Source organism: Micromonospora sp. NPDC057141, from assembly GCF_042670805.1.
Lineage (GTDB): Bacteria > Actinomycetota > Actinomycetes > Mycobacteriales > Micromonosporaceae > Micromonospora.
Genome location: NZ_JBHUVA010000081.1, coordinates 16446 through 27238, shown reverse-complemented (window position 1 = coordinate 27238; position 10793 = coordinate 16446). Strand labels below are relative to the sequence as shown.

General features: G+C 68.6%; 7 protein-coding genes. 1 reads left to right on the top strand and 6 read right to left on the bottom strand.

Features of this window, described 5'->3' with window-relative positions; genetic code table 11:
- Nucleotides 1-437 precede the first annotated feature (437 nt).
- From ACFT41_RS27600 to ACFT41_RS27590, 3 genes are all read right to left on the bottom strand, one after another.
- Nucleotides 438-3905 carry an RICIN domain-containing protein gene (locus ACFT41_RS27600; protein WP_377588410.1) on the bottom strand — a complete coding sequence of 1156 codons (3468 nt, stop codon included), beginning with the start codon at nucleotides 3903-3905 and terminating at the stop codon, nucleotides 438-440.
- A gap of 488 nt (nucleotides 3906-4393) precedes the next feature.
- The gene (locus tag ACFT41_RS27595; RefSeq protein WP_377588411.1) at nucleotides 4394-5764 is read right to left on the bottom strand and encodes a permease prefix domain 1-containing protein; all 1371 of its coding nucleotides are present in this window, start codon (nucleotides 5762-5764) and stop codon (nucleotides 4394-4396) included.
- The gene (locus ACFT41_RS27590; protein ID WP_357748800.1) at nucleotides 5761-6135 is read right to left on the bottom strand and encodes a PadR family transcriptional regulator; all 375 of its coding nucleotides are present in this window, start codon (nucleotides 6133-6135) and stop codon (nucleotides 5761-5763) included. The genes ACFT41_RS27595 and ACFT41_RS27590 overlap by 4 nt, the downstream gene beginning before the upstream one ends.
- 174 nt (nucleotides 6136-6309) lie before the next feature.
- Here ACFT41_RS27590 and ACFT41_RS27585 point away from each other — a divergent pair, with 174 nt between their 5' ends.
- A complete protein-coding gene (locus tag ACFT41_RS27585) occupies nucleotides 6310-7890 on the top strand; it encodes an FAD-dependent oxidoreductase (protein WP_377588412.1) in 1581 nt (526 codons plus the stop codon).
- 58 nt (nucleotides 7891-7948) lie between these two features.
- Here the strand turns inward: ACFT41_RS27585 and ACFT41_RS27580 are convergent, their stop codons facing one another.
- The 3 genes from ACFT41_RS27580 to ACFT41_RS27570 all read right to left on the bottom strand — a co-directional run bounded on the left by ACFT41_RS27580 (nucleotide 7949) and on the right by ACFT41_RS27570 (nucleotide 10713).
- Complete coding sequence (locus tag ACFT41_RS27580; RefSeq protein WP_377588413.1) at nucleotides 7949-9595, bottom strand: cellulose binding domain-containing protein; 1647 nt, start codon at nucleotides 9593-9595, stop codon at nucleotides 7949-7951.
- 156 nt (nucleotides 9596-9751) lie between these two features.
- Entirely contained in the window at nucleotides 9752-10327 is a 576-nt protein-coding gene (locus ACFT41_RS27575; protein WP_377588414.1) for a TetR/AcrR family transcriptional regulator, read from the bottom strand.
- The gene (locus ACFT41_RS27570; protein WP_377588415.1) at nucleotides 10324-10713 is read right to left on the bottom strand and encodes a hypothetical protein; all 390 of its coding nucleotides are present in this window, start codon (nucleotides 10711-10713) and stop codon (nucleotides 10324-10326) included. The genes ACFT41_RS27575 and ACFT41_RS27570 overlap by 4 nt, the downstream gene beginning before the upstream one ends.
- Between the last annotated feature and the right edge of the window lie 80 nt (nucleotides 10714-10793).

Here is a 10793-nt window from a genome sequence, read left to right as displayed (position 1 = left end):
ACGTCACTGGGATACGGCTTCCGATCACCCATGACCGGGCTAACGCCCCAGCCGCCCGACGGTCACGACCAGGACTCACATTCCCCAACATCGACTGGTAGAGACCCACAACAAACCCGCCGGAAGACCACCAACCGGGCTCAACGCATAGACCAACTCAAGAATCTCCAAACCGCCCTCTGAAGCCGGCCCATCCGGCGTCGTACACGGATTTGGCGAGCCTGGTTCGGCCGAGTCCGGCAACGGGACTGTACAAATAACTTAGACCCCAGATCGACCAGCCACCATCCATAGCGGACCCACAGGAAGGCTCCAACCGGACGCAACGCATAGATCAGACCAAGCTACTGCGGACCGCCCTCTGACTGGCAAGGCCGGGTCCCCTGCTGTCCGTTGGTGGACGGCAGGGGACCCGGGATCATCCGTCTCGTTGTCGGTTACGCCGCCGTCGGCAGGGTCCACCGCTGCGCGTCGGTTGTGTTACAGGTGTAAAGCTGCACCGCCGTGCCCTCGGCCGGGTTGGCCCACTGCACGTCCAGACACTTGCCGGACTGCGGGTTGCGCAGGGTCCCGTCGGCTTGCGGCTTCCAGAGCTGCGAGCCTAGACCGTGGCAGGTCCAGAGCTGGATCCTGGTGCCGTCCGCACTGGCTCCCTGGTTCACGTCCAGACACTTGCCCATCGCCATGACCGTGTTGTTCGACATCATCGCCCAAGCTTGGGCTGGGGTGCCGTTGCAGCTGTAGATCTGGATCTGGGTGCCATCGGCGGTGCCAGCGTGCCGTACGTCCAGGCACTTGCCCGCCAGGCCGATGATTTCGCCAACCGGGGGGGCAAGCTTGTTGCCCTTGGAGTACAACTCCGCCACCTCGATCCCGTCGAGGATCACGTCGACCTCCGGGATGCCCTCCTGGAAGTCCGCGTTGGTCGCGATCCGGAGGCTGGCCGCCTCGAGCTGCTTCCGCAGCTGCGTCGAACGCGAATCGACAGAGTGGTTGAAGCACCGCTCGAGCGGGTCGACACGCTCCTGCTCCGGCGAGGCGCAGGGAAACGGGGTGAGGTTGAGGGTTGGCGAGGGCTCCGCCGCCGGATCCGGGTTCTTCGGCTTCAACACACACTTACCGTCACCGGTAATGCCCTCACAGTAGTTGTTGCGGGCCTGGACGAACGGTGCCAGGACCTGCGAGCGTGGGGCGCCACCCACGATCGCGGCCTCGATGGTTCCCTGGTCGAACGGGATCCGGTCCTTGCCGAGCAGGTGGACGCCGATCGTCTGGTCGTACTCGAGGGAACGGGCGAACCCGAGCTTGGTGTAGACTTGGAGCAGCAGGGCCGTGCGCGTCAGCTTGGTGTTCAGATTGTGGAGGCTGGTGCCGGGCGTCTGCATCTCCTTCACCACGTCGACGTAGTACTGCCCTGCCTGCCCGTACAGCCAGTTGCGCACCTTGTCCTTGAGGATCGCGAGGTCGACGACCTTGTACTCCGCGCCCTGCTCGAAGCTGGCACGGTAGGTGGAGTTCCACTTCGCCTGCATCGCCTGGAACGGCTCCACGCTCCAGGTCTGGCTCGGGTCCCACGGGTTGTACTGCTGGAACCTGCCGTAGGTGTACACCCGCTGCTGGGTGCTGACGACGATCGGCTGACCGTCCCACACCTGCCGGACCTTGAACGTCACCTTTAGGTCACCGGTCTGGTAGGAGGGCTTCTCCTCGTTCTCCGGGTTTCCCCAGACGGTCACGTTGACCCACTCCGCCTCGTAGCACATCTGCACCGGAGTGTTGGGGCGACCGTAGTCGGCGACCCACAGCTCCCGCTCCCCGTAGGGGAACGTGACGTTGCTGGGACGGGGTGCCTTGTAGGGGACCTCGGAAGAATCGCAGTACGACACCTCGGCAGGCGCCGGAGTCTGCGGCACGCCGACGAGCGTCTGGTCCGGGCGCTGGAACATGGAGTAGCCGGAGCGGTCGCCCTGGATGCTTGCCCGCTTCTCCTGCATATTCTTGGCCATTGCGAGGCCGGTGTTCCGGTAGTCGTCCAGCAGCGTCACGAAGAGGGGGTTGAGCCGCTGCGGCTGGTCCGATCCCTGCGGTTTGCTGAACTGACGCACGGCCTCCTGGATGGCGTTGCCGGCCGCGACGACCGACTCGGTGCGGCTAAAGACCTGCTTCGACTGCACGGGATTCTGAGCAAGCAGCACCTTGTAGCCCTGCGCGGCGGCCAGCCAGTGCTCGATCGCCGGGACGTTCACGGACACCTCAGTGGCAGGCAAGTTCAGATAATCCCTGGCGTACTGGTTGAGGTAGGCGACCGATCCCTGGTAGCCGGCCCTGTCGAGCTCGGCCTCCAGTTGCGGAACGCCAGGGGTCGCCGTCATCGTGCCGGTCCGGCTGTCGATGGCTGCCGCCTTCTGGAAGCCGTCCGCCGCCGACTCGTACTCGGGTTGGGTCATCTCCCGGCTTTTGATGTCCACGAAATCGATGTTGTCGTTGATCAGGTATTTGACCTGGTTCTTGTACGTCTCCTGCAGGGAGCGATAAAGGGCCAGGCCCCAGTAGTCGACCTTTTCGGTCACGAGAGCGAGTTGCGTGATGATCTGCTCTAGCTGGGCCTGGGTGTAGATCGACTGACGCAGCAGGTTCTCGAACTGGACGTCCAGCTGCTCGTAGATCTTCACCAGGGCCGTCTCGATCGCGTCGAACCGCTGGTTCATCTCGGTCCGGAAGTCCCGAATCTCCAGCCGGAGCTCCCTCAGCTGTTCGAGGATCTGCTCATCGAGCGTGGGCCCCGCGGAGCCGAAGAGCGGCACCAGCGAGGACACCGCCCCGAGCACGGTGGCGGCCATCCCGATCCCGCTCGCGGAGAACAGCGCGGCCGGCAGGCCCTTCGCGGCGATAGTCGGCAGGAAGCTGTTGATGGCGGAAGCGATCTGAAGGGCGGCCCGGCCGGTGCCACGGATGATGTCACCGGCCCGCTTGTTGACGAAACCGGCCAGAGTGGCCAACAACTCGACTGCGCCCGCAGCACCGTCCAGCCACTTCTGGCGCTCGGCCGCCGCCGCCTTTGCTTGATCGAAATCACTCTGCGTGGGCTGTGCGGCCCCCTGCAGCGGGAACCTCTCGTTCATCTCCTTGAGCAACCGGTTGGCCTCCGCGGTCTGCGTGGCGATCTTGTCCAGGAGCTCCTTGTGCTGCCTGTCGACCTCGCTTTCCAGCTCGCCGTTGTTGGAGATGACCTCCTGCAGGTTGTTGACGTTGACATATGTGGCGAGCACCGGATCTGCTTCCAGCTCCGTTGCCCAGACGTTGGCCGAGGTGTTGTACTTCGCGCCGATCAGCCCGGTCCACGCCGCGTTGAATGTAGCGTCCTCCTTACCAAGAGTCGCCACCTGCTGCCAGATCAGGTTCTGGGCCTGCTGCATGCCATTCAACAAGACGCGGTATTCCTGGGCGGCGTGGATCTGATTGTTGATATCCCCGTTCGCCTTGATTTGCTTGCCGACGGTGCTCTCCGCGATGTCTGCCATAATCTTGGAGATCTCGCCGGCGCCCGGAGCCATGGCAGTGTATTGGAGGATCTTCATGTAGAACTCGTGCATCGACTGGTGCGGGTCACCGGGCGTCAGCTGGGAGGCGAAGAACTGGGCCCTCTTGATCGAGTACCTTGTGATCTGGTCAGGGGTGGCGTTCGGGTTCCTTTGCCTGTACCCGAGCATGTCCGCACTGACGACCATGTCTTTGATGTAATGGCGCGCGTCGGCACCAGTCCGAGTACGCATGTACGAAGAGAAGAGCGACCGGCGATACGTCTCATGACGCACGGCCGGATCGTCCTCGGCCTGCGCTGGCGTGGGCATCACCACAACGTTACCCACGGTAGCGATCAACGCCACCAGGAACGCGGCCCCCAACCGCGCTCCGCGACCGGCAATCCTTCGCCGGATCGTGCATCCTGTTCGAGCCATTCCTCCCCCACGGCGCCACAGCATCGTTTGGCCGTCGGGCGACGGCCATCATCAGCGCTTCGAGGAGGGTGGCGAAGGAAGGGTCCCGATCAAAAGGGGCAAGTGTCCCGACCAGCCGGGATCTCCACCCTCGATCGTCATCGCCTTCGAACGCCGCGAACTTATCGCGCTGGAGCGACTCGGTGATGACCTTGTGCTACTGGCGGCGTCGGATGTTCTCTCGGACACCTTCAAGCTCGCAGGGAGCTAGCTAATGCTCCGAACCGCCCTCTGACGGCCCTCCCAACGCGGGCCTTCACCCCCGACCTGAAGGCCAGAGCACCGGCCCGCATCCCGGTAGCCGGTCCGGCCACCGCGCGGGCGGCGACCGGACCGGCTCAGGGCGTCAGCGCTCAGCGGGGCGGGCTCAGGGCTCAGGGCTCAGGGCTCAGGGCTCAGGCGAAGTCGAACACGACGGGGAAGGCGAGGACGACGGCCCAGGCCCAGCCGGCGTACACGGCGAGGTAGCGGGTCTGCCAGCGTTCCAGGCGGGCGAAGGGGGTGCGGCCCCGGACGAAGCCGAGGAACAACCACGTCGACCAGGCCAGGTTGGTCAGCAGGACGATGTTCTCCCCCAGCGCCGCGGTCTTGTTGGGGCTGAAGCCCCACTCGCCGATCCGGCCGGCGATCGCCAGCAGCACCAGGACGTCGATGACCAGGGCGCTGACGACGAGCGCCAACTGGAGGCGGTCGAACGGACCGGGCCGGGCCGCGAGGTCGCGGGCGGAGATGGCGTACAGCAGCAGGCCCAGCACCACGACGAGCAGCAGGTCGAACAGGATGAGCACGTCGCGCTTGACGTCGATGCCGTTGCTGGTCCAGACGATGGCGACCAGGAAGGCCAGCAGGGTCGCCGCGAACAGCGGCGTGAAGACGCGGGTCAGCACCGGGGCCATGTTCTCGATGACGCTCTGCTTGGCCTCCACCAGCCACGCCGAGACGACGATCGCCGCCATCGCCCCGCACGGCAGCAGCCACGAGCTGATGAAGCCCTCGGCGTCGATGCCGATGGCCTGGAAGGTGCCGGCGGTGAAGGCCGTGAGCACACCGCCGCCCAGGGCGAGGAGGCTGAAGTAGATCACCCACTCGCCGGTGAACCGGATGAAGTCCATCCGTCGCCGCTCCGAGCGCCAGTCACCGCCCACGTAGGCGACGCCGACGACCAGCCACAGCGCGAGCGGCAGGTGGATCGCCGTGAGCACGAAGGACTGCGAGTCCCCGGCGAGCGGGTACGCGTTCGCGGCGACCGCGCCGAGGGCGAACAGCGCCGCGAGCGCCCCGACGACGCGGTGGCCGACCCGGCGTTGCCAGGCGAAGTACGCGGCCAGCGCCGGCAGCGCGAAGAGGCTCAGGTTGCGGGTGTAGAAGCTGGCATCCTCGCCGGACATGTCAAGCCCGAACCAGCCCGGCACCTTGATCGCGAGCGCCGCGAGGGCCGCGCAGAGCACCATGACGGGCAGTTCGCGGCGGGTACGGGCAGCGGCGGGCGCGGCCGGCTCCCCGGGCAGCACGAGCTGCTTCCAGAGCCGCTCGGAGTGCTCGCGGGCGAACTCCCGCGACAGCTCGTCGAGGCTGCCCATGCGCTTGACGGCGATGAGGAACGCCTCGTCGGTGCGCAGGCCCGCCTCGGTCAGCTCGGTGATCCGGCTGCGCAGATGGTCCTCCAGCTCCTCGGTGTCGGTGTGGTGCAGCTCCCGGCGGCGGCGCGTGTAGGCCCGCCACTGCGCGATCTGGCCTTCCAGGTCGCTGTCGCTGTCGAGGGTCATCGTCCCGCCTCCCAGGCCGGTGCCGCGATCGGGTTGATGGCCCGGGTCGTGTTCCAGACGCCGCGCAGGGCGTCGACGACCGCGGCCCACTGGCGGTGCTGCTCGACGAGCTCGGCCCGGCCCTGGTCGGTGATGCGGTAGTACTTGCGGCGGCGTCCCCCGGGCGGGGTCTGCCAGTACGACTCGACGTGGCCGAGTCGCTCGAGGCGGTGCAGCAGTGGGTAGAGCAGGCCCTCGGTCCACTCCAGCCGCCCGCCCGACAGCTCGTTGACCTGCTTGAGGATCGCGTAGCCGTAGCTCTCGCCCTCGGCGAGGATCCCCAGCACGAGCGGTGTCGCCGAGGCGGCGACGAGGTCCTTGGTGATGTGCATCCGACCACCTATCCCTAGAACTGCAATGCATAGTAGTTCTAGGTAACGAGCCGCCGCAATCCCCACCACGGGGGTCACCCGGCCGGCTGGCCCTTTGCCATTCTGGCAACTTCTCTTGTCGGATCGGCGGGTCGCGCGGCACGGTGGGCGTACGACGAGCGGAGGAGGCGCGCGGTGGACGAGGCGTACGACGTGGTGGTGGTCGGCGGGGGCGCCGCCGGGCTGAGCGGGGCCCTGGCCCTCGCCCGGGCACGGCGGTCGGTGCTGGTGGTGGACGCCGGGCAGCCGCGCAACGCCCCGGCCGGGCACGTGCACAACTACCTGACCAGGGAGGGCACCCCGCCGGCCGAGCTGGTGGCGGCCGGGCGCGACGAGGTGACCGGCTACGGCGGCGAGATCGTCGCCGGCCGGGTCGGGGCCGCAGCCCGGGAGGGCACCGGCTTCGTGGTCACGCTGGACGGCGGGCGGGAGGTGCGGGCGCGGCGGCTGCTGGTGGCGACCGGGCTCGTCGACGAGCTGCCCGACCTGCCGGGGGTGGCCGAGCGGTGGGGGCGCGACGTGCTGCACTGCCCGTACTGCCACGGCTGGGAGGTCCGGGACCGGCGCATCGGCGTCCTGGCCACCGGGCCGACGGCCGTGCACCAGGCGGAGCTGTGGCGGCAGTGGAGCCCCCACGTGCTGCTCCTGCTGCACGACGCGACGCTCGCCGCCGAGGACGCCGAACGGCTCGCCGCGCGGGAGATCACCGTCGTGGCGGGCCCGGTCGCGGAAGTCGAGGTCGCCGACGACACCCTGACGGGGGTACGGCTGACCTCCGGCGAGGTCGTCGCGCTCGACGCGGTGGTCGTCGCACCCCGGTTCACCGCCCGGGCCCAGGTGCTGGAGTCGCTCGGGTGCAAGCCGGTCGACGTCGAGTTCGGCGGGCAGGTGATCGGCAGCCAGGTGCCCGCCGACCCGACCGGGGCCACCGCCGTGCCCGGCGTGTGGGTCGCGGGCAACGTGGCCGACGTACGCGCCCAGGTCGTCGCCGCCGCAGCGGCGGGCCTGTTTGCCGGCGCGGCGATCAACGCCGACCTCGTCGCCGAGGAGGGGCGCGCCGCCGTGGACGCCTACCGGGAGCGGATGCGCACGATGTTCGAGGAGGCCGCCTGGGAGGAGCGCTACCGCGCCCGGCCGACGGTGTGGAGTGGCCGACCGAACCCCCAGCTCGTCACTGAGGTGACCGGGCTGCCGGCGGGCCGGGCGCTCGACGTCGGCTGCGGCGAGGGCGCCGACGCCGGCTGGCTCGCCGAGCGGGGCTGGCGCGTCACGGCGGTCGACATCTCCACCACCGCCCTGGAGCGGGCCGCCGCCCACGCCGCGGCGGCAGGCCCCGAGGTCGCCGACCGCATCGAGTGGCTGCACGCCGACCTGCGCGTCCGGCCGCCGGCCGAGGGCGCGTACGACCTGGTGTCGGCGCAGTTCATGCACCTGCCGGGCGCGGAGCGGCGGGAGCTGTTCGGGCGGCTCGCCGCGGCGGTCGCCCCGGGCGGTACGCTGCTGATCGTCGGGCACCACCCGCGCGACCTGCGCACCAGCGCCCACCGGATGCACTTCCCCGACGCCATGTACACCGCCGAGGAGGTCGCGTCCGCCCTCGACCCCGCCGCCTGGCAGGTGCTGACCGCCGAGACCCGGCCCCGGGCCACGGTCGACCCGGAGGGCCGCGACGTCACCATCCACGACGCCGTCCTGGTCGCCCGCCGCCGGGGGTGACCGGCCCTGCCCGGTGCGCCGCACACGCGCACCGGGCAGGCCCCGCGTCAGGCCTTGCTCAGTTGCGGGAGCACGGGCTGCCGTTGAGCGTGAAGGCAGCCGGTGCGGCCGAGTTGCCGGTGTGGTTGGCCTGGAAGCCGATGGACACCGAGCCGCCGGGCGGGATCGTCGCGTTGTAGCTGACGTTGCGGGCGCTGACCTGCCCGCTGGTCGGGGTGTAGGTGGCGTTCCAGCCGCCGGTGATGTTCTGCCCGGCCGGCAGGGTGAACGCCAGGGACCATCCGTTGATCGTCGAGCTGCCCGTGTTGGTGATCGTGATGTCCTCGGTCAGCCCCGTGTTCCACGCGTTGACGGTCGCGCCGATCCGGCACCCACCCGCCGGCGGGGCCGTCGTGGGCGGCGCGGTGGTCGGCGGGGCCGTGGTCGGAGGCGGGGTGGTGGTGGGCGGCGTGGTGGTGCCGTCGCCGCTGACCCGGTAGACGACCGTGCCGTGGCCGGGCACGCTCGCGGAGATCGCGCCGGTGGTGGTGCTGGTCGCGTTCGTCCACGCCTCCCGCAGGGTGAAGCTGCTGCCGCTCTTGCCGACCGCGGCGGCCGTCGTCGACACCGTCGTGGTCGAGCTGCCCTGGTTGAACAACGCCACCGCCACGTCACCGTCGGCCAGCCGCTTCGCCAGCACCCGGCGCGTGCCGTCGTTGGACACCTGCACCGCCTGGAGGCCGAGGGGATCCTGGTTGATCGCGATCAGGTTCTGGTTCTTCAGGATCGTCTGCGTCGCCGCGTTCATCGACCGGATGTCGTTGCCCGCGATCAGCGGCGACGCCATGATCGCCCACATCGCGAAGTGGCTGCGCATCTCCGTGTCGGTCATCCCGCCCCGACCGACCTCCATCATGTCCGGATCGTTGAACCCGCCGGGCCGCGCGTACGACGCCAGCGGCACGGTCACGTTGACGATGTTCTGGATCCCCATCGGATACCCGTTGCTCTGCCCCGTGTCCCACGCGTTGGTGATGTCCTCCGTGGTCCGCCACATGTTCGCCACGTCGCCCCAGTTTCGCTGCGGGCCCGTCTTGGCGTGGATGCTGTTCGGGTTGATGCTGTACACGATCGGTCGGCCCGTCGCCGCCAGCGCGTCGCGCATCTTCGCGAACGTCGCCACCTGGTCGTTGATCGACCCCTCCGGCGAACACCAGTCGTACTTGAGGAAGTCGACCCCCCAGGCGGCGAACTGCCGCGCGTCCTGGGCCTCGTGCCCGCGGCTGCCGGTCGCCCCCGGATACGCGCCGAAGTACTGCGCGCAGGTCTTGTCCACCGGCACCTGGTAAATGCCGAACTTGAGACCCTTGCCGTGGATGTAGTCCCCGAGTGTCTTCATCCCGCTGGGGAACCGCCCCGGATCCCCCTGGAGGTTGCCGGCGGAGTCCCGGTTCGGGTTGAACCAGCAGTCGTCCACCACCACGTACTGGTAGCCCAGATCCCGCATTCCGCTGCTGACGATCGCGTCCGCCATCTGCCGGATCAACGCCTCGTTGATGTTGCAACCGAACGTGTTCCAACTGTTCCAACCCATGGGCGGGGTGCGGGCGACCCCGTTCTCCAACGCCTGGCCCGCCGGCGCGTGCAGCCCCACGGCGGCGCCGACCAGCAGGAACCCGGCCGCCAGGGCGGTCACCCACCGGCGGCGGGAAGCGGTACGTCCCATCGTTGCCTCCTCTTCGGCGGCGGAGACGACCGCCGCAGACACTGAACCAAAACCATAGACATCGATGTTATTGGTAACAGTGCCGTCGCCGGGGCGTCCGCAACCCGCGACCTACCGGACGGGCCGGCCTGCCCGTCCGGCGAGCGGGTGGGTCGATCACGGAGCCGGGCGGAGGAGCCTACTCAGCCCTGTGATCAGCGACCCGGGTTGCAACGACGGATCAAGAGCCCGCTGCAAGAGGTAGCCGTCGATCGCGGCGGTGATGGTCACTGCCACGGCGTCGGGCTCGGGCACCAGATGATCGGTCAACCAGTCGCGCAGCAGTCGCCGCAACTCAGCCAGCAAGGGCGCTATCCGCGTGCGCAACTGTTCGTCGCGGCTTGCGGCGACGAGGGACTCGTACAGCAGCAGCACGTGCGGGTCGCGGGGGTCTGCTGGTGACAGTGCTGCCAGGAGCCCGACGACCGCCGCGTACGGATCGGCCTCGGTGAGGGCCTCCTGAATCGGGCCCTGGAAGAATGCGAGGACGCCTTGGATCGCCGCCGCGCGTCGCAGCTCGTCGATGCTGCTGACGTGGTAGTGGATCAGGCCGGGATTCACGCCCGCGCGTTCGGCGACCCGGCGGGTGCTGACGTTGCCCCAGCCGAGTTCGGCGATGAGCTCCGCCGTCGCGGCCACCAGCCGCTCGCGGGTGGCCGCGCTGCGTTCGGAGCGGCGCCCGCCATCGGTCACCGGCGTGCCCCTTGAATGGCGATCACCACAAGCACCCCTGCCGAGGCCAACGCGATCGCCTCGAGCACGAGCAACTGCACGGGCATTGGATCGGGCACCACGGGAAACACCGCCATCAGGTCGGCGATGAACACCAGGACATACAGCACCCCCAGCACTACCGCGACCGGGAACGCCCAGCGCGTCTCGGCCACCGCGAATCCGGCGGTGACGAAGCTCGCCAGCCCAAGTGAGGTCAGAAGCACGTTGAACGCGTTGAACTGCCAGCGCGGCAGCGGCGCGAAATCCCGAGTATCGATCAGCTTCCCAGGCACCATCGGGATCAGCAGCAACGCCTCCCACACCAGCAGGGCTGCGGTCACAGTCGCCAGGACGAACTGGTTCATTGCCCCCACCTTCCGGGCCTGAGGTACCAGAGCGATCCTCTTGGACCTGGACGATCGCCCAATCAAGCGGAGGAGATCGA